We start from the raw sequence: 19,082 nt of genomic DNA on the forward strand, positions 1-19,082 counted from the left end.
TACTCACTTTTTCTCGCAAAATCGATGAAGAAATAATGAAGATTCGAAAAAGAGTGTTTTATTTGAGCTTGATTCTTAATTTTACCTTCGCAACTTATTTAAAATGGCAAATATAGAAACCCTTTATCAGCATTATTTACAGCACAACATTATTTCTACCGATACAAGAAACATTAGCCCAGGTTGTATCTTTTTCGCGCTTAAAGGAGACCTTTTTAATGCCAACGAATTTGCTGCTCAAGCTATTGAAAAGGGCGCAGCTTATGCAGTTATAGATGAAGAAAAATATGCTACAAACAATCAATGTCTGCTGGTTGAAGATGTATTAAGCACTTTGCAGGATCTGGCACGCCATCACCGCAAACAATTAAATATCCCGGTAATCGGTTTAACAGGCAGTAATGGCAAAACAACCAGCAAAGAATTGGTAAATGCTGTTTTAGCAGAGCGATATAAAACCTTTGCCACATTCGGCAACTTAAACAATCACATTGGTGTTCCATTATCTATCTTATCCATCACCGGTGAGGTGCAGATTGCAGTAATCGAAATGGGTGCAAACCACCAAAAGGAAATAGAGCTGCTTTGTACCATTGCCCAGCCCACCCATGGCATTATTACCAATGTGGGTATGGCACATCTAGATGGATTCGGCGGATTTGAAGGGGTAAAAAAGGGCAAAGCAGAACTTTATGCCTATTTAAAAGAAACCCATGGTTATACTTTTATCAATAGAGACAATCCATACTTGCTTGAAATGAGTACGGCTGCAGGCTTAAACAAACTTATTTATTATGGAACAGAAAATGGCAACACCATTAAAGGCGAATTAAAAAGCAGCGATCCTTTTATTGAGGTAGCCTGGACCAATCATGAAATTTCATCATCAGTAAAAACCAATTTAACAGGAAGCTATAATTTCGAAAACATTCTTGCTGCAATCTGTATTGGCGATTTCTTTGATATGAACCCCGACGAAATTAATTCTGGCCTTGCTAATTATCAGCCCAAGAATAACCGTTCTCAATTAACCAAAACAGAAAAGAATACTGTAATCTGCGATTTTTATAATGCAAACCCAAGCAGCATGACAGCAGCGCTGAAAAATATCGCTGTATTATCGGCTGATAAAAAGACCGCCATTCTGGGCGATATGTTCGAATTGGGACCAGAATCCCTTGGTCAGCACGAAATAATTGCTAAACAGGCCAGTGAAATCGGTTTAAACCAGATAATTTTTATTGGAAAAGATTTTTATGCATTTAGAGATGCGATTAAAGGTGTGTTTTTCGAAACCCCAGCAGAAGCAGCTCAATATTTACAAGAAAATCCTGTTCAGGATCATTTGGTATTACTGAAAGGTTCGAGGGGAATGAAACTTGAAAATTTATTACAGTATTTATAGCCTTAAATTATTAACAAAAAAGTGTTCCGGATTTAACCCCGAAACACTTTTTTATTTTAGGTAACATTAAAATGTACAGGCAATTTTACCATAAACATAGCGTCCGTTAAAGCCGAACTGGCTTACTGCCCTGGGATATAAAAATCTACCGTTCGAGGTATTGTCTAATCCACCTGAATAATTACTGGCAGTGTCTCCGCTCAAATTATTTTCATTATTACGTGGATTGATATATAATTTATCTGGGTAAACATCAAAAATGTTATTCGCTCCCACAGTTACCGACCAGGTTTTGCTTGCGGCGTAACTTACCGAGAAATCAGTTACCCATTTCGGCGCAAAAGTCTGATCCAATTGTATTGGTAAGCCATTGGCAGGAATATTTGGATCAATAGCATTTAAATAGGTAACCTCGCCAAAACGAACTGTCCTTGCCACAAACGATAGTTTATTTACATTATAGGTTGCGGTAATATTCAGTTTGTTTTTAGGCACTGAACTTTCGAAACGGGAGCGTTCCAAACGATCGAAAAGTTTAGCTTTTAATGTAGGATCACTTTCAATTTTATCAGAACCCTGTATACTTCTTACCACGGTTTTGTTTACGTTGCCAGCAATACTTAAAATTAAGCTGCTTTTTGCACCCAAATTAAACCTGTTGGTTAATACCACATCGATACCTGCGGTATTGGTGGTAATGGCGTTGGTAAAAAACTGTACACTGTTAATCTGCGCTGTAGGATCTACTGTATTTAAAATCTGGTTCACTACACCTGTTGGCACCGGAATATTATTTACTCGCTCACGGGCATATTGGCTCGAGAAAACAATACGGTCGCTGATATCAATGTTATAGGCATCGATGGTAAAAGTAAAGGTTTTGGCGATTTTGCCAGCTAAACCCAAACTTCCTGATTTAGATATTTCAGGTTTTAATGCGCCAACACCAAATTGGGCAACAATAGGGTTTGCATTATTTACTGTTAACACCTGAGTCGCATCAGTGCCCACAAACTGTGTACTCTCATTATTAAAATATTGTTGGTGTAAAGATGGCGCCCTAAATCCTGTGGCATAAGCCCCACGTAGAGAAATATCATCAAAAAGTTTAACCTTGCCCGTAAATTTATACGAGAAGTTGGAACCGAAATCACTGTAATTTTCGTAACGGCCGGCTGCCCCTAAAGTTACTCTTGGTCCAAATTCAGCTTCTAAATCGGCATAGGCACCAACATTGTGCCTCGATTTATCAAGTGCATTACTTGGTTTAAATCCTGGAAATACCTGAGCGCCCGATGCCGTCGGGGCGATGCCGATCAATCTTCCACCGTTTGAATAGGATAACAATTCTCCTTCCTTAATCTGATAATTATCTACTCTAAATTCAGCACCAAATGCAGTGTTTAACGAAGTTAAAAATCCATTGTCAAAAGTGTGTTTTTTGCTTAAATCAAGATTACTGGTATTTTGTCTGAATAGCAATTCCCCTGCGTAAAACGATGTAGGACTTGTTCCAGTAGGCAGAGAAGCATTTACCGTATTATTGATATTGAATGCGATGGTATTTTCACCACTGGTATTACTGATGTCATAATCCCAAGCTCCTATCTTACCTCTCAATCCTGCTGAGAATGAATAATCATTAATCTTGGTATCGATAAAAGGAAGAAAACCATTTGGATATAAAGAGAGATCTACTTGCGCAGCTTGAGAGGGTAAGCGATAAAAACCCGCGGCACTTCCTGTTTTGTGGGTAAAACCAGCTGCGTAGTACAATTGGGTAGTTTTTCCAAAATTAAACTGTCCGTTTAAGAGACCTCCTCCATTTTTTGAATCGGAGTTACCCACCCGCATGTTGTTTCTATCTAAACCGTTCGCTTTTGCCCTTGCATCATCAGCGGCCTTTAAACTTGCAAAACGGGCCTGAAAAGCGGCTTCTGTTTCTGTTGAACCTTTAGTTGGGCTCGCAGAATATAATAACGGACGGGTATCTAAGCCACCCCTGTTTGTATAACCTCTTTGGAGGTATTGTGCCGCAAAATTGATGAAACCTCTATCGTTTTTAAATGCCCATCCCTTGCTAAAATCAACCTGAAAGGTTCTGCCATCGCTAAAATCGCGCCCCAGGGCACTTGAAGAAGATTGCCCGAAAGAGGTAGAAAAATTATAAGGAGTAACTTTTTTTAATACAATGTTGATTACCCCTGCAATCGCATCTGAACCATATTGTGCCGCAGCACCATCACGTAGCACCTCAATGCGTTCTATTGCCGAAACTGGAATGGAATTTAAATCGGTTCCAACAGAACCCCGACCGAAAGTACCGTTAATGTTTACCAATGCTGTAGTATGCCTGCGTTTTCCGTTTACCAGCACCAAAACCTGATCTGGACCTAAACCGCGTAAAGACGCAGGATCGATGTGATCGGTTCCATCAGAAACCGTTTGCCGGTTAGAGCTAAAAGATGGCGCTACAAAGTTTAAAATCTGCGTTAAATCTGTTTGGGCAAACACTTTAACATCTTTTGCAGAAATCAGATCAACAGGGACCACACTTTCGATGTTCGTTCTTGGCGTTGATCTTGATCCAACCACAACTACATCACTTAACAATTCTTTTGTGTCCTGCAGCGCAAAATCCATGGTTTTTACCGTATTATCAATCTGAACAGCTACTTCGGAAACTTGATAACCGGTAAAAGAAATCCTGACTTTATAAGCCCCGGGTGAAGGAAACTTTAAGGCATAAAGCCCATTTCCATCAGAAGATGTTCCAATTTTTGAGCCAACTACCTGAACAGTAGCACCTGGAATAGCTAACCCTGCAGAGTCGGTTACCTTACCCTTTAAGCCTTGGGCAAATAATTGAGTAGAAATTAAAAAGAAGAGAAGGGGAAGGATGTTTTTGAGTAAAATTCGTATCATAGTTCATAGGTTTATAAACAATAATAACAATTTTATTACAAAGATTTAGCGTGATATTTAATTTTTCCAAATAAAATTTCGAAAAACACACTCAAAGACAAATAAACAATGACAATAGATTAAATAATCAATGAAATCCTAAGGGAAAACAAAACTTATTTTGCCTCTTCAATCAATAAACCCACATCACTTACCTCTAAAAGTGGATTATCGCGCATATTCTGCTCGATTTCGATCTCAAACTTACCATTTCGGGGAAAATGGTAGTTGGTTAACATCGGCAGGTTATAACTGAATACATTTCCGGAACCACTTCCCAGCCATTCGCCATCATTTTTGGCGAGTTTGTATTGATAACGCCGGGTTATCATCTTTTTGCCATCTCTAAAATGGGCAAGGATAAAAATATTGGCATATTTATAATCGGCGGTATGCCTAAGCTTAAAATAAATGTTGTAGGCCTTAGTATTATCCTTAATCTCAAAAGGTGTCGAAATATGGTTACGGTAGGTCCACCTGCGGTTGGCAATTTCTACATTACTATCAATTACGCTAACCGTACAGCCCATAAATAGGGTAACCATTAATAAAAAGCCAAGCAAAATTATTTGCTTTTTATTCAGCAGCAGGTTTATTTTCTGAGCCATTATTATTGTTTCGGCGGTTATTGTTTTTCCTACGGTTATTTCTATTCTTATTTTTGCTCTGTTCTGGCCTAACACCCTCCGCAGCTACGTTTCCTTCAGCTTTTACTACAGGCTTTTGTCCTTGTGACTGCTGTTGTTTTGGCTTATTGTTTTGCGGTTTTGGCCCGTTAACATGCTGTGGTTTAGGTACCGCCTGTTGTGGCTTTGGTCCGTTATGCTGTTGTTTTCCGCCTTGTTGAGCTTTCTGTAGGCCCTGTTGAGGTTGCTGGGCCCTATTATTAGGTCCTGTATTTTTCTCTCCGGCAGGAATTCTTTCTCTTTTATTTTGGTTGTTGTTGCGGTTGTTTTTCTGATTATTGTTTTTGTTTTGGTTGTTTTTACCTCGCGAGCGTTCATCTAAACGGGTTAAACTATCCTGACCGACTACATTTTCGTAATCGAAAGATTTTTCTACCACAACCGGCACAGCAATTTGAACGGCCTCTTCTTTTAAGTTAGGCGCTTTTTTGCCTGCCTTGTTCATCGCCATGATCTCTTTTACACGCGCAGCTTTCACCGGGATCCAGTTTTCGTCACCCTGGTAACTGAACCACATGATTTTTTTGAAAATGTCAGTTTTCTGGTGACGGGCATAACCAGCCTCAGTATCAAGGTTTTCAATTCTATCGGGAATATCTTTTAAAGCATCCAGATAGGTATCCAGCTCATAGTTTAAACAGCATTTTAATTTACCGCATTGCCCCGCAAGCTTTAAAGTATTTAATGATAAGTTTTGATAACGCGCCGCAGCCGTAGATACAGTTTTGAAGTTGGTTAACCAGGTTGAGCAACATAATTCCCTACCACAGGAGCCAATTCCGCCTAAACGGCCAGCTTCCTGGCGCATCCCGATCTGGCGCATTTCAATCCTGATGCGGAAACTCTCCGCCATTTTTTTAATGAGCTCACGGAAATCCACACGTCCATCCGCTGTATAAAAGAAAGTGGCTTTGGTTTTATCGGCCTGGTAATCTACATCGCTGATTTTCATCTGCAAACGTAAATCCAATGCCAGTTTACGGGCTTTGTGCATGGTTTCCCATTCCATCCCTTTGGCAGCATTCCATTTTTCTACATCGGCTTCGGTAGCTTTACGGTAGATTTTTTTGGTTACCTGATCAAGCGTAGTTTTGCGGCGTTTCATCTGGATCCTTACCAATTCGCCAGTAAGCGAAACGTGCCCCACATCAAAACCACCAGTTGGCCCTTCAACGGCAACAAGTTCCCCAATTTCGAGGTAAATATTATCGTTATTGAGGAAAAACTCTTTGCGTGAACCTTTAAATTTGATTTCTGTAACTTGAAAAGGTTTATAATTAGAAGGCATATCCAAATTAGATAGCCAATCGTGAACTTCCATTGTTTGGCAACCACCGGTGCCGCATGAGCCATTACTTTTGCATCCATTAGGGGTGCAACCACCACCTGTTGAACAACTTCCACATCCCATATTAATTATATATATATTGAGTCCCCGCGGGGAGCGTTTTAAACTTGATAATTTTTACCAATTGTAAAGATACATCTAAAAACAGAATTTTCGGGTTTGCGTTTCTTTCAATGTGGTAATGTGCCTTTTCCAGTTCGCCTATTATAGCCTCCGCCATAGGCAGGGTAAGGACGTGTGTACTGAGTTTTTTCGCCGTTTCGAAGGTTAGGGGAGGCAATTTCACCAATTCTTCAGCACCACTTAAAATTAAACAGCATTCGCGTAAATAATTTACGCCATATTTTAAAAAATTCTTCTGATTCTCTCTTCCCCACTTTGCTGCCTCGTCGGTAAACTCGATCAGATCGGGTACTTTATTCCCAAATCCCATCCTCAGCCAGGCCGTAAACGTACCCGAACTGTCGCTTTGCGTATCCGCAGCCAATGCTTTTGCTTCAATTAGATTTCCATCAGCCAAAAATGAATAATCGACGGCCTGATGCTCGGTTAATCCACTCGCATTTAACAAATATCCGGTAACCTCTTCCGATGAAAGCTTTGGGATCTTCACGATTTGTGTCCGGGATAAAATGGTGGTTAAAATCTGATCCTGACTTTGCGCAATTAAAATAAATAAAGTATTTGCAGGTGGCTCTTCAATTAATTTAAGCAGCGCATTTCCGGCTTTATCCAAATATTCGGGCAGCCACATAATTAAAACTTTAGTCTCTGCCTCAAAGGCTTTATAACTTAGTTTTTTAATAATATCGTGGCACTCGGCAATATTAATATTAGCTTGTTTATTGGCTGCATCGAGTTTCGACCGCCATATATCGATATCGAAATAAGGATCCTGCATTAACATGCCCCGCCATTCTTCTAACACATCTACAGCTGTTTTTACACTCGCAGAAGCAAAAAATGGATAGGAGAAATGGAGATCGGGATGAATTAAACGTTCGTATTTTCTACAGCTCGAACATTCGCCACAACTATCATTTTCGCCTTTGTTAAGGCAATTAATGTATTGTGCGTAGGCAATAGCCAGCGGTACAGCGCCAGAACCAGCAGGCGACAAAAACAGTTGCGCATGGCTAATGCGGTTTTCTTTAACCGTTTGCACCAATTGTTGCTTCACTCTTTCCTGTCCGATGATTTCTTTAAACTGCATTTGGTGCAAAATAAGAAATAGATATGAGATTCACACATTCGTCGTTACGATCTTACTTTTGAACCACATTTTTTAGCGTTAAATAAAGGTCATGACTTCCGTTTAACTTTGGTCAATATTATTTTGAAAAGCAAGGCCTCATGCTTTTCGGTTCCGAAAGTCCTGCTATCGCTTCAAGTCCTCGCTACGCTGCGGGCTCTATGCTTTATCAGGTTTATTTAGCTAAGTCAGTAATTCTTCGGAAATACCTAATAGTACACCCTGCAAATTTACCCAAACCGTACCTGTATCATCAACTAAACCTGATGGAAGCGGCAGCCCCGAAGCATGAGGGCTAAAGCATACAGCAGGCCCGACATTCCCAAGTACCACAGGTTTTGCTTTCCAAAAAATGGAACAAATCTTTTTTTTGCCACAAATACCACTAACACACACGTTACCAAAGCATTACATCTTAAGCTTATCGATTATTTCAAAAACCTTACCTTTGGTTTTTATTTTTTCAAACGGTGGTAAACGCTTTACACCAAACGATTAGCATATATGGCACGGATCCTCGCATTTGATTATGGAACAAAACGCATCGGCATTGCGGTAACCGATCCTTTGCAGATTATTGCAACAGGATTGGACACGGTACATCCTAAAGATGTGATCGAATATGTTAAAAAGTATATGCTCAGCGAGCAGGTTGAGGCTTTTGTACTTGGCGATCCTAAACAGATGGATGGCTCCCCATCCGATTCGGCACAACATGTAAAGGGTTTTGCTACGCTGTTAAAAAAATCATTCCCCGATATCCCCAGGCACTGGGTTGACGAGCGTTTTACCTCTAAACTTGCCCATCAGGCCATTATGCAAAGCGGCTTAAAAAAAATGGACAGAAGAGATAAAGACCGGGTTGATACCATTGCTGCAACCATCATTTTACAATATTTTATGGAAAGTAACCGTTTATAACCAACAAATGAGCCTAATAAACGACGATTTACAGGATTTACTAATTGCCTATTGCGAACCTGAAAGCGAACTGCTACAGCAGATAGACCGCGAAACCAATCTTAAAGTTTTAATGCCACGTATGTTATCCGGTCACTATCAGGGCCGGGTTTTGAGCATGCTGAGCAAAATGATTTCCCCTAAAAGGATTTTAGAAATCGGCACTTTTACTGGTTATGCCACTTTATGCCTTGCTGAAGGCTTAACCAAAGATGGCCTGTTGTATACACTGGATATTAATGAGGAGCTAGAAGATATGGTCCGCCGTAACTTTGCCCAATCTGCATTTAACGATCAGATCAACTACATCTTAGGTGATGCCACCACCACAATAGCGGGTTTAGACGAAGTTTTCGATATTGTTTTTATCGATGCCGACAAGAAAAATAATGGCACCTATTACGATCTGATTTTTGATCGCGTTCGTCCGGGCGGAATTATCATTGTGGATAATGTGTTATGGAGTGGAAAAGTACTTCAGCAGAAACAGGATAAAGACACCAGAAATATTACTAGTTTTAATGATAAAATAGCTGCAGATGAACGGGTTGAGAAATTGATTTTACCTGTTCGGGATGGTTTGTTTGTAATTAGGAAGAAAGCTTAACATATTATGGTTAATCGGTTAATTGTTTTAATCGGTTAATCCTACAGTTAACCAATTAAACAATTTGTACAGTTAACCATGACTAAAAAAATCTTTACTTTTTGTCTGCTCCTTTTAACAGGGATTGTTGCAAGAGCACAAGATACTGACGAATATATTTCTGAACATGTAGAATATGCACAGGATTTAATGCGTGATCATAAAATCCCAGCCAGCATTATCCTCGCTGTTGCCATCCACGAATCGGCTTCAGGAAACAGCAAGATAGCACAGCACCTTAACAATCATTTTGGAGTAAAAGGCCCCAACAACAATACCGAAATTCGTTCATCCTATCGCGATTACTTAAATGCGGATGAATCTTACAGCCATTTTGTAGAAATTATGGAAACCCGCGAGCCTTTTAATAATCTTTTCGAAAAATACGACCAATACGATTATAAAGGCTGGGCTTACGGAATACGCCGTTGCGGTTATGCCAGTAGCAGAAGCTGGGCCAGCCAGGTAATTGGCTTAATTAAAAAATATGAACTCTACCAATATGATGAAAGGCCAGAGGGATATGAAGAACCTGTTTATGCAGCGCCAGTTCGCCACCGCAGCAAAAGCAGAAGAACAGCTAAAGCTTATACCGTAAAATCTGGAGACAACCTGAGTATAATTGCCAAAAAGAAAGGCACCACCGTTAAAGCCCTTATGCAGAAAAACGGCATAAAAAAAGCGAACTTAAAACCTGGACAGAAGTTGAAGTTTTGAGTCGTGAGTCCAAAGTCGATAAAGCCATACAGTTAACCAATTCCAACAATTAACCGATTAAACATAATCACAACATCAATGCGTTCATACAGTCATTACATCTTTATAGTAGCTACCCTTGTTTTTTTTAGCTCTTGCGGCACGCGAAAATTTTCCAAAAACAACAAACAGATCGAAAAGGCAGCCAACAAAGCCAATAACAATTCGTACAAAAGTTACAATACCTTAAGTTATATTGATGAGTTCAAGGGAGTAGCAGTTGAAGAAATGAATGCCAATGGTATCCCGGCAAGTATTACTTTGGCGCAGGGAATTTTAGAATCGGGCAGTGGAAATAGCGACCTGGCCAAATATGCAAACAATCATTTTGGTATTAAATGTACATCAGACTGGAAGGGAAAAAACTATTTCCGGGACGATGATCAAAAAAACGACTGTTTTAGGGTGTATAAGGATGCCCGCGAATCTTTCAGGGATCACTCTGAATTTTTAAAACGCAAACGTTATAGCTTTCTCTTCCAGTTGGATAAGAACGATTACAAAAGTTGGGCGCAGGGGTTAAAAACAGCCGGATATGCCACCAATCCAAAATATCCAGATTTATTGATCAATACCATCGAAAAATACCAGCTTTACCAATACGATCAACCGGAAAGCGAAAAGCAAAAGATTGCCAGGGAGGATCGTGTCTTTTCAGAAATCAATCAGAATATCCCGCAGGAAAAGGTTAAATTTACGCCAGTGGAAACTCCACCTGCAGGGGCTAAACCCATTCTTGCCGATGGTACTTATACCGTTGTTAAAGGAGATACACTCTACAATATTGCAAAGCGTTTTAATTTAACGGTTGATCAGTTAAAAATGTTGAACGAAATGAGTACTGACGCCATTAAACTGGGTCAAATACTTAAGGTTAAATAATGTTAAGTACAAACATAGCCTGCCAGATATTTGTAGTTTTGTAACTTAATGAAATTTTTTCTTCCCTTTATACTTGCTTTCGGCTTCTCTACGTTGCTTCATGCGCAGAATAAACCTGTGCAGGGAATTGTTATTGATAAAGAAACCAAGCAGCGTTTGGCCAAAGTTTATATCTATAACATCCGCACAGGCGATGGCTTATACAACAATACGAAAGGCGAGTTTAGCACTTTTGCTTTACCCGGGGATACCTTAGTTGCAGCTTTATCGGGCTACGGGGTAGATACTATTGTTTTTAAGGGACAAACAGCCGCATACTTTCAACTCAGATCGTTGGGCATAAGACTGCGCGACGTAGTTATTCAACAAAAAAGGTTAAGTCCGCAACAGCAATACGAAAAAAATGTTCAGGAATATCGTTACCAAACCATGAAAGGAAGTAGTAAAGATTTATTGAATTTAGGTAACGGTGGTGTTGGTTTAGGCATCGATGCAATCTATAATCTGTTAAGCAAGCAAGGAAGAAATGCCCGTCACCTTCAAAAAATTCTAGAAAAAGACTATCGTGAAGATCTGATCGATTATCGTTTCAGCGCCAGTCTGGTTAGCCAGGTATTAGGTATAAAAGATGCTGAACTCACTGATTTTATGCAGCAATACCGTCCAACTTACCAGTTTGTGCTCGATGCTACTGATTATTCATTTAATCTGTTTATCAGAAACGCCTATAAAAGCTACAGATTAAACCCAAAGGCACTGCAATTACCTCCATTGCCTAAAATAACCATTGATAAGCTGTGAGGACGCCAATCATCATCGTTAAAAAACTCCCGGCAGCGGGCATGGCAATTTTTCCATTTATCCTGTTAAAATCGCCGCGCTTTAAAAGCGATCCGATCATTATTAACCACGAAAAAATCCATTTACGTCAGCAATTAGAATTGCTTATTTTACCTTTTTATATTTTATACCTGATTAACTACCTCGTTAATCTTATTAAATGCCGGAATCATGATTTAGCCTATCGTAACATCGTTTTTGAGCAGGAAGCCTATGACCATGAAAATGATTTAAAATACCTAAAAAAGGGTAATTGGTACGGCTGGTTTAAAAAGATCTGAAACAATAGTTTTCGCCTCCAATTCAATTGTCAATCTGACAATCATTTTGTTAAATGCTTTTTATCTCTAAAATTTTTCTTTTTCTTTGTAGGTAATGAAGAACTGTTTAGCTGCCATAATCCTGATTCTAAGTTTCTGCTCTACAAAATTATATGCACAGGAAATTGATACTATTCCGATCAATACAAAAGACCTGAATATAAAGTTAAAGCGTAGTCCTTTGCCAAGTAGACAAGGGCCATTAAACTTTGAACCTGTAAAAATTAAGCCCCTGGTTGTAAATGCTAAGATTAATTACTGGAAAACAAAAACCAACATCGGCATCAATGTTAACCAAGCCCAGTTCAGTAACAACTGGAAAGGTGGGGGTACCAACTCTGTAGCGGTTGGCGGTTTGTTAAACTGGAAAGCAGAATATAATAAAAACAGCTATAGTTATATCAGTGAACTTGTTTTGCAATATGGTAAAATCAAAAATAAAGATCAGTTGCAAAAGAAAACCAACGACCGTATTTTTTGGGATAACAAAGCCTCTTTCCAACTCTCCAAAAGCTGGTTCTTCTTCGGATCGATAAGTTTTGAATCTCAGTTTGATAAAGGCTTCAGGTACTTTAGGGATGGGAATGGAGATGAACAACAGGTTTTGATTTCTAAATTTATGGCACCGGGTTATTTAACCGAATCAATCGGTTTTGAGTATAAACCCGTTAAATATTTCTCAACCCGGATTGGTACAGGTACAGCCAGACAAACTTTTGTACTCGACACAGCGGTTTATGACAATAAAAACGAGGTTTATGCAGTTGAAAAAGGAAAAAACTTTAAAAACGAGCTGGCTTTTCAGATTGTAAGTGCTTTCGATAAGGATATTTTTACCAATACAAATCTAAAAGCGCGATATGCCATGTTCATTCCGTATAAAGATTTTAAGGCAAGTAAAATTGATCACAGGCTAGATATCGCTTTAACTGCAAAAATCAACCGTTTTATGAACACCAGTTTAACAGGCGTACTCTTATTCGATGATGATACAGGTACAAATAAAATACAGGCAAACCAGACTTTGGCGCTAGGTTTTGGCTTTACCTTTCCCAGATAGGTTAGGCGCCTCCAACTTTACCGATTTCCCAATATGGCATCGTGATAATCTGCCTGAAGCTTACCCCCCTTTGCTTTAGGTACCTTTTAAACTGCTGTATCGATTTTGCTCTTCCGGTTAGATAAAAAGTAGCATTTTGCCACATTTCCCAGCACATCGGGTGCATATTTTCCATCCAATTGATGGCATTTTTAGCTGGAGTATTTAGATCAGAAGGCACCACATCGATCAACAATTTTAGCTGTTCAGCAGCGCAAAGGTTTTCTTCCTGTAGCTCTAAAATGCCAAAATATTCCACATTTTCATCTATCACTTTTTTTCCAAGCGATTCGTACAAACCCAGGCTGGTTTCATCACCAAAAAAGAAATGCTGATTAGATTCCTCCTTATATTTAATCCGCGCACGGTCTAGAATAAGCCTTAAAGTGTCTCCTTTCTGAATGTTCACGGCAAGATTGTGCCCAGGGCCCTGTCTGTTTAAATAAAAGATAACCTCGCAGGTTTCGCTCGTTTGATCAAAGGCAGATAGGGTATAATGTCGGTACTCGTTTGCATTAACCCTAAACAGCACTTCCATTCCAGGAATAAATTTCGCATCGAAAAAATCTCCTTTAAAGGTTACGCACTTTAAGTTGCTGCTTAACATTTTAGTTTCTATAACTTCTACCTGATATATTTTATTGCTGATCACTTTTTCCATAGTATTGGCCAGCCATGATGGTAATTTTGACATCGTATTCTTTTGTTTAGTAACTTTGAACAAAAGTAATTGTCTAACAAACGCATCTTTTTATACCAAAAGGATTAAAGTTTATATCAAAAGGATTTTATGGCTTTAAACATTTACGATGGTGACGAAAAATACTATATTGTTGGTAACAAGTTCGACAATAACGAATTTAATCAGGCACTGGTAACCGAAAGAAGGGACAAATACAGCTTTCCCTTTGGCGATGCAGAGATTGTAGAGATCTCTTTTTCAGGTATTTATATTGTTTACGGCGATATGCTCGTGAAAAAGAACCGTCTGCGTATTAAATCTTTTGATGAGCCCGATATGGTTGAGCTTCATTTTTCAATCACAGGCGGCGGGATTATGGAAAATTACCTCACCAACAAACGCCTGGATATAAAAGCCAATCAGCACAATATTATTTATAGTCCTGATTTTGATGGCATGGCGGAATTTTCCACCAATGGTCCGCATAAATTTTTTGAAGTGAACTTTGAAAGAGGCCGCTTTATTGATTTAACCAGCGAAAGCAGCACTTTGCTAAAAAACTTTGCCGAAAAAATCATGAACAATCGTGCAGTAGAAATTTCTGCAGAAAACCTACCGATCAGTCTGGCAATGCACAGCTGCATCAGCGATATTATGAACTGTCATTTTACAGGCGGATTAAAGTTGTTATTCCTTCAATCTAAATGCCTCGAACTTTTGGCATTGCAAGCTCAGGCTTTTGAACTCGCAGCAAAAAAAACCGACACCCTCACCATTAAATCGTCCTACGATAAAGATCGCATTTATTATGCGCGAGAATACCTGTTAGCCAATGCCATCCATCCGCCATGTTTAACCGAATTGGCTAAGGTTGCAGGCATAAACGAGTTTAAACTGAAACATGGTTTTAAAGAAATTTTCAAAAACACCGTTTTTGGCTATTTAAGTGATTATAAATTGATGCGGGCCAAAGAACTTCTGGCCGATAGCAGCAAAAATATCAAGAATATTTCCGACGAACTGGGCTATTCTTCCGTACAGCATTTCAGCAGTGCTTTTAGTAAAAAATTTGGTGTAAGCCCAGGCAAAGCAAGGTAAGGTTAGTCCTTAGTTCACAATCTTTAGTCTTAGGTGCACATTTCCTAGCCTTGGGTTTAAACCCAAGGCTAGGAACACCCTAACTTATCCCTTTTTCCTTTTCTTCTTTAAATCGAGATAATCAACATAATATAAAACCTTCACCGAAAGGCTGTTATTCTGAGGGGCATTTAAAATTCCGCTTAGGTTTTTGTTGTAACGTTGTGTGTAAAAGGTATCATAAGTTTCGGCTGCATCCTTGTACGAAACAGAAAGGGTGCTACCGGGTGCAAACTGCCAGGTATAAATCAAATCAATGTTAAACACATTATAGTTTCTATCCATCCCGGTTAATGTTGGTCCTTGATAATCGGTTAAATGGCCATCAGGCTGAAGCAGATAAAATTCTTTATTTCTTCTATCACTCCAATAATGTCTTAGTACAACCGTTAGTCCCATTAAGTTGGTAAAGGTGTATTTAGCATCAAATGAGTTTTCTACCGTTCTGCGGTCGTATTTAGAAAAAATAGCCTGATCGCCTTGTGCGGTTACCCAGTTTACATAATCATAGTTTGGGTTAAAATTCAGGTCTAAACCAAAGGCAATCTTATCATTTAACCTCAGGTTCTGGAAAAGGTAAAAATTATACTGTTTCCCGCCGAAAAGATGCTGTTCAAAATAGCGCACATTTCCACCGAAATTATAAGCTTTAGCGCGGTTAGGATTTATATAGAGGCTTATGCCATAGTTTTCTGGCGCACGGTATAGCTGCCCGTTTCGTGCCTCATAAAAATCGTTACTTTCTCTATCCCAGCTTAAGTCTAATTCTGCCGACCATTGATTTTTAAATTGAACCCAATACCCTGCATTTGTACCTATTTTTTGATAAGCACTCGGTATTGCCCTGCGGGAATAATTTAGATTAAGCCAACTTTCAAATTGATTATACCATTTGCTTGGCTTATATATGTTGTAACCAATACCTATCCGCTGATCTAAGAAGTTGTTATTGGTAAAGAAACCCATATCTGATGGATCAAATTTATCATCAGCATATACCTGATTGTAGCTCCAGGTAAAATTGCCGCTCTGTTTTCCAAACCGTAAGGTGTAGCTATAACCCGTGCTCGACTCTTCACCCCTTAAATAGCTCATTTTACCCCCGCCGTTTACGAAATATTTATTGCCTTTATTGTTTAAATTGAAAAGCAGGGCACTTACATTGGCATCGTAAGCAGAACCTTGTCTAAGCACATTTGTATTGATAAACGTAGCCGAACTGTTGTTTTTTAAAGATTGATCAAAAACCAGAATATTATAATTGGTGAGGGGCTGCGTTTCTACCATGCGAAGGTTACCCTGAGCATCCTCTACCTCGGTTTCCATGCTATTGGTAATGGCATTAAATATCCCGATACCCAGGCCTTTTGCTGTCCGTCCTGAAATTTTTGTGGCATTTAATACCTTGGCTTCAGTTTGATCTTTTACAATTTTATCACTGCTGCCCACCCCGCTGTAATTATAATAAGATGGAATGGAACCAATGCGCTTCGAATAAAACAGATCGCCTTTGTTAAACAATTCTGTTCCTTCGGTAAAAAACTGCCGGTTTTCATTAAATTTCACTTCAAAAGGAGTGAGGTTTAATATCCGGTTATCAGATTGTACTTGCCCAAAATCGGGTACTAAGGTCATATCCAGTGTGAAACTGTTGTTAATCCCATATTTAACATCCATCCCCCCGTTAAACCGTGCCGTTGTGTTTTTTACCCCGGGCAAATTAACCGGATAATGGTTTACATAGGCTGAAATATATGGCGAAAAAGATAATCTTAACGGAGGTTTAACATCTTTTATTCCCATCCACAATCCTTCCTGATTGATAAAGCCATTTACTTTAGGGTCTACAAAATTCCAAAAGGTTTGAAGGTTTTTCCGTTGCATCCTGCGGCTAAAATTCAAACCCCAGTTCTGGACATCCTTACTAGAGAAACGCAAGGCCGAATAAGGGATCTTCATTTCGCAGGTCCAGCCTTTATCATCAATTTTAACTGCACTTTCCCATACTGCGTTCCAGTTTGCATCTTCATCACCCACCTGCGAGTATTTGGCATCAAACTGAACACCTGCAGCCGTAACAAAAAAGCCATTTCCGTTCATCTTATCGTAAAAGGGATCTACAATAATCGAAATGAAATCGGCGTTGCCAATATTATCCCTTGATACCAGCTCGTGTGAAACACTGTCAGGATGATCATACATCCGGGCATAAACATAAATCGCAACATCATCATAAAGTACCTTCATTTCTGTACGCCGATCATGGGTTTCTATCTTTCCCGGATTTGGCCTGATCTGAATAAAATCAGTAGCAATTGGAACATTATTCCAACACTCATCATCTAAAATACCGTCTATTTTGGGGCTTTGTTGTGTTCTTTTTGCTTCCAGTTGGCGCTGTTTCGAAATATCCTGCGCCTGGGAAAAAGCACAAATAAATATAAAAAAAAGGAGGATGCAGCGTTTCATTCGTTTAGGTTAGTTAGGTATAAGACTATGCCTTAAACAAAATGTTGCACCAAAAGAAAATTTAATATTCATCTTCCTAAAGTTTTGACTTTGAGTTGCTAAGATTTACAAGCAAAATTTGATACATTTGCCTTTTATTAAAAACAACTAGCTTTTTGCCTTTCGGCATGAAGCTTTTAGCTTAAAAAAAGATGTTTGATAATTTACAGGACAAGCTAGACAGAGCATTTAAAGTACTAAAAGGGCAAGGCAGTATTACGGAAATCAACGTGGCAGAAACCATGAAAGAGATCCGTAAAGCATTATTAGATGCCGATGTTAACTATAAAACAGCAAAAGCATTTACCGATGATGTGAGGCAAAAAGCTTTGGGGCAAAATGTGCTTACGGCCGTTTCTCCAGGTCAATTGCTTACTAAAATAATGAACGATGAACTTGCAGCCTTAATGGGTGGCGAAGTTACAGAGTTAGATACTAAAGCAAATCCTACCATTATCTTAATTGCTGGTTTAAACGGTGCGGGTAAAACTACTTTTGCAGGTAAACTGGCTCTGCATTTAAAAGGCAAGGGGAAAAAACCTTTATTGGTTGCAGGCGATATGTACCGCCCCGCTGCTGTAGATCAGTTGGAGGTTTTAGGAACCTCGGTTGGTGTTTCAGTTTATGCTAACCGTGCATCAAACGATCCTGTTGGCATTGCTTTAGAAGGTATTGCACATGGTAAACAAAATGGAAATAACGTAATCATTATAGATACTGCAGGTCGTTTAGCGATCGACGAATCTTTAATGAACGAAATATCTGAAGTTAAGGCCAAAACCCAGCCTCACGAGATTTTATTCGTGGTGGATTCGATGACCGGTCAGGATGCGGTAAATACAGCCAAAGTATTTAATGACAGGCTTGATTTTACGGGCGTTGTTTTAACCAAATTAGATGGCGATACCCGCGGTGGGGCAGCGCTTTCCATTAAATCGGTCGTAAACAAGCCGATTAAATTTATCGGTACCGGCGAGAAAATGGAAGCACTTGATGTTTTCTATCCAGATCGTATGGCATCGCGTATTTTGGGCATGGGTGATGTGGTTTCGCTTGTTGAACGTGCACAGATGCAGTTCGATGAGAAAGAGGCAGCAGAATTGCAGAAGAAAATCCGTAAGAATAAATTCGATTTCAACGATTTCTACAACCAGATTCAGCAGATCAAGAAAATGGGTAACATGAAAGATTTGATGGGTATGATTCCTGGTGTAGGTAAAATGATGAAGAACGTAGATATTCAGGATGATGCCTTTAAATCAATTGAAGCGATTATCAACTCAATGACGCCGTTTGAAAAAGAAAACCCAGATAGTATCCAGCAAAGCCGCCGTTTACGTATTGCAAAAGGCTCGGGCAGCAAGGTAGAAGAAGTTACCAAGTTAATCAAGCAGTTTGAAGATATGCGTAAAATGATGAAGCAGTTTTCGAACCCGGCAGCCGCAGCAGCAATGATGAAAGGCATGCCTAAGATGCCATTTGGCAGGTAGTTTAGCCGGTTTAGGGTAGCGAAGGTCTTATTCCTCGAGAAAATACAAATCCCGATCAGTAATGGTCGGGATTTTTGTTTTATAAGTTTTGGAAATGGGGGTTCAGT

Annotated in this window: 16 protein-coding genes; 10 read left to right on the top strand and 6 right to left on the bottom strand. The window is 39.3% G+C overall.

Going from position 1 to position 19,082, the window contains the following annotated elements; translation table 11 throughout:
• Nucleotides 1-103: 103 nt before the first annotated feature.
• Entirely contained in the window at nucleotides 104-1,405 is a 1,302-nt protein-coding gene (locus tag ACN9MR_RS22775) for a UDP-N-acetylmuramoyl-tripeptide--D-alanyl-D-alanine ligase (RefSeq protein WP_426326824.1), read from the top strand.
• A gap of 66 nt (nucleotides 1,406-1,471) precedes the next feature.
• Here the strand turns inward: ACN9MR_RS22775 and ACN9MR_RS22780 are convergent, their stop codons facing one another.
• From ACN9MR_RS22780 to ACN9MR_RS22795, 4 genes are all read right to left on the bottom strand, one after another.
• Nucleotides 1,472-4,330, bottom strand: coding sequence for a TonB-dependent receptor (locus ACN9MR_RS22780; protein WP_426326825.1), 2,859 nt, complete (start codon nucleotides 4,328-4,330; stop codon nucleotides 1,472-1,474).
• A 155-nt stretch (nucleotides 4,331-4,485) separates the two neighbouring features.
• The gene (locus tag ACN9MR_RS22785; protein ID WP_426326826.1) at nucleotides 4,486-4,977 is read right to left on the bottom strand and encodes a gliding motility lipoprotein GldH; all 492 of its coding nucleotides are present in this window, start codon (nucleotides 4,975-4,977) and stop codon (nucleotides 4,486-4,488) included.
• Nucleotides 4,946-6,466 carry a PSP1 domain-containing protein gene (locus ACN9MR_RS22790; protein ID WP_426326827.1) on the bottom strand — a complete coding sequence of 507 codons (1,521 nt, stop codon included), beginning with the start codon at nucleotides 6,464-6,466 and terminating at the stop codon, nucleotides 4,946-4,948. Before ACN9MR_RS22790 ends, ACN9MR_RS22785 begins: the two co-directional genes overlap by 32 nt.
• A gap of 1 nt (nucleotide 6,467) precedes the next feature.
• Nucleotides 6,468-7,616 (bottom strand): ATP-binding protein, encoded by a 1,149-nt coding sequence (locus tag ACN9MR_RS22795; protein WP_426326828.1) that lies wholly within the window; start codon nucleotides 7,614-7,616, stop codon nucleotides 6,468-6,470.
• 543 nt (nucleotides 7,617-8,159) lie between these two features.
• On the opposite strand from ACN9MR_RS22795, the gene ruvX reads away from it, so the two are divergent.
• The 7 genes from ruvX (at nucleotide 8,160) to ACN9MR_RS22830 (ending at nucleotide 13,119) form a co-directional block, all read left to right on the top strand.
• The gene (ruvX, locus tag ACN9MR_RS22800; RefSeq protein ID WP_057930933.1) at nucleotides 8,160-8,576 is read left to right on the top strand and encodes a Holliday junction resolvase RuvX; all 417 of its coding nucleotides are present in this window, start codon (nucleotides 8,160-8,162) and stop codon (nucleotides 8,574-8,576) included.
• 7 nt (nucleotides 8,577-8,583) lie between these two features.
• Complete coding sequence (locus tag ACN9MR_RS22805; protein ID WP_426326829.1) at nucleotides 8,584-9,222, top strand: O-methyltransferase; 639 nt, start codon at nucleotides 8,584-8,586, stop codon at nucleotides 9,220-9,222.
• A 78-nt stretch (nucleotides 9,223-9,300) separates the two neighbouring features.
• The gene (locus tag ACN9MR_RS22810; protein ID WP_426326830.1) at nucleotides 9,301-9,978 is read left to right on the top strand and encodes a glucosaminidase domain-containing protein; all 678 of its coding nucleotides are present in this window, start codon (nucleotides 9,301-9,303) and stop codon (nucleotides 9,976-9,978) included.
• A 78-nt stretch (nucleotides 9,979-10,056) separates the two neighbouring features.
• Complete coding sequence (locus ACN9MR_RS22815; RefSeq protein WP_426326831.1) at nucleotides 10,057-10,899, top strand: glucosaminidase domain-containing protein; 843 nt, start codon at nucleotides 10,057-10,059, stop codon at nucleotides 10,897-10,899.
• Nucleotides 10,900-10,947: 48 nt separating this feature from the next.
• On the top strand, nucleotides 10,948-11,700 hold the full coding sequence (locus ACN9MR_RS22820; protein WP_426326832.1) for a hypothetical protein: 753 nt from the start codon (nucleotides 10,948-10,950) through the stop codon (nucleotides 11,698-11,700).
• Nucleotides 11,697-12,020 carry a hypothetical protein gene (locus ACN9MR_RS22825; protein ID WP_426326833.1) on the top strand — a complete coding sequence of 108 codons (324 nt, stop codon included), beginning with the start codon at nucleotides 11,697-11,699 and terminating at the stop codon, nucleotides 12,018-12,020. The genes ACN9MR_RS22820 and ACN9MR_RS22825 overlap by 4 nt, the downstream gene beginning before the upstream one ends.
• A gap of 94 nt (nucleotides 12,021-12,114) precedes the next feature.
• Entirely contained in the window at nucleotides 12,115-13,119 is a 1,005-nt protein-coding gene (locus ACN9MR_RS22830) for a DUF3078 domain-containing protein (protein WP_426326834.1), read from the top strand.
• Between the two features lies 1 nt (nucleotide 13,120).
• On the opposite strand, the gene ACN9MR_RS22835 is transcribed toward ACN9MR_RS22830, so the two are convergent.
• Entirely contained in the window at nucleotides 13,121-13,852 is a 732-nt protein-coding gene (locus ACN9MR_RS22835) for a hypothetical protein (protein ID WP_426326835.1), read from the bottom strand.
• Nucleotides 13,853-13,948: 96 nt separating this feature from the next.
• Here ACN9MR_RS22835 and ACN9MR_RS22840 point away from each other — a divergent pair, with 96 nt between their 5' ends.
• Nucleotides 13,949-14,938 carry a helix-turn-helix transcriptional regulator gene (locus ACN9MR_RS22840; protein WP_426326836.1) on the top strand — a complete coding sequence of 330 codons (990 nt, stop codon included), beginning with the start codon at nucleotides 13,949-13,951 and terminating at the stop codon, nucleotides 14,936-14,938.
• An 84-nt stretch (nucleotides 14,939-15,022) separates the two neighbouring features.
• On the opposite strand, the gene ACN9MR_RS22845 is transcribed toward ACN9MR_RS22840, so the two are convergent.
• Complete coding sequence (locus ACN9MR_RS22845) at nucleotides 15,023-17,446, bottom strand: DUF5916 domain-containing protein (RefSeq protein WP_426326837.1); 2,424 nt, start codon at nucleotides 17,444-17,446, stop codon at nucleotides 15,023-15,025.
• A 191-nt stretch (nucleotides 17,447-17,637) separates the two neighbouring features.
• Between ACN9MR_RS22845 and ffh the strand changes: the two genes are divergently transcribed.
• Nucleotides 17,638-18,975, top strand: coding sequence for a signal recognition particle protein (ffh, locus tag ACN9MR_RS22850; protein WP_057930942.1), 1,338 nt, complete (start codon nucleotides 17,638-17,640; stop codon nucleotides 18,973-18,975).
• Nucleotides 18,976-19,082: the final 107 nt, after the last annotated feature.

Origin of the sequence: Pedobacter sp. R-06, from assembly GCF_049913135.1 — a bacterium.
Lineage (GTDB): Bacteria > Bacteroidota > Bacteroidia > Sphingobacteriales > Sphingobacteriaceae > Pedobacter.

What these genes read in the sequence shown, in the direction of transcription:
- ffh (WP_057930942.1), top strand. Translation starts at nt 17,638, where the DNA reads ATGTTTGATAATTTACAGGACAAGCTAGACAGAGCATTTAAAGTACTA.
- ACN9MR_RS22775 (WP_426326824.1), top strand. Translation starts at nt 104, where the DNA reads ATGGCAAATATAGAAACCCTTTATCAGCATTATTTACAGCACAACATT.
- ACN9MR_RS22795 (WP_426326828.1), bottom strand. Translation starts at nt 7,616, where the DNA reads ATGCAGTTTAAAGAAATCATCGGACAGGAAAGAGTGAAGCAACAATTG.
- ACN9MR_RS22810 (WP_426326830.1), top strand. Translation starts at nt 9,301, where the DNA reads ATGACTAAAAAAATCTTTACTTTTTGTCTGCTCCTTTTAACAGGGATT.
- ACN9MR_RS22780 (WP_426326825.1), bottom strand. Translation starts at nt 4,330, where the DNA reads ATGATACGAATTTTACTCAAAAACATCCTTCCCCTTCTCTTCTTTTTA.
- ACN9MR_RS22830 (WP_426326834.1), top strand. Translation starts at nt 12,115, where the DNA reads ATGAAGAACTGTTTAGCTGCCATAATCCTGATTCTAAGTTTCTGCTCT.
- ACN9MR_RS22820 (WP_426326832.1), top strand. Translation starts at nt 10,948, where the DNA reads ATGAAATTTTTTCTTCCCTTTATACTTGCTTTCGGCTTCTCTACGTTG.
- ACN9MR_RS22815 (WP_426326831.1), top strand. Translation starts at nt 10,057, where the DNA reads ATGCGTTCATACAGTCATTACATCTTTATAGTAGCTACCCTTGTTTTT.
- ACN9MR_RS22845 (WP_426326837.1), bottom strand. Translation starts at nt 17,446, where the DNA reads ATGAAACGCTGCATCCTCCTTTTTTTTATATTTATTTGTGCTTTTTCC.
- ACN9MR_RS22805 (WP_426326829.1), top strand. Translation starts at nt 8,584, where the DNA reads ATGAGCCTAATAAACGACGATTTACAGGATTTACTAATTGCCTATTGC.
- ACN9MR_RS22840 (WP_426326836.1), top strand. Translation starts at nt 13,949, where the DNA reads ATGGCTTTAAACATTTACGATGGTGACGAAAAATACTATATTGTTGGT.
- ACN9MR_RS22835 (WP_426326835.1), bottom strand. Translation starts at nt 13,852, where the DNA reads ATGTCAAAATTACCATCATGGCTGGCCAATACTATGGAAAAAGTGATC.
- ACN9MR_RS22790 (WP_426326827.1), bottom strand. Translation starts at nt 6,466, where the DNA reads ATGGGATGTGGAAGTTGTTCAACAGGTGGTGGTTGCACCCCTAATGGA.
- ACN9MR_RS22785 (WP_426326826.1), bottom strand. Translation starts at nt 4,977, where the DNA reads ATGGCTCAGAAAATAAACCTGCTGCTGAATAAAAAGCAAATAATTTTG.
- ruvX (WP_057930933.1), top strand. Translation starts at nt 8,160, where the DNA reads ATGGCACGGATCCTCGCATTTGATTATGGAACAAAACGCATCGGCATT.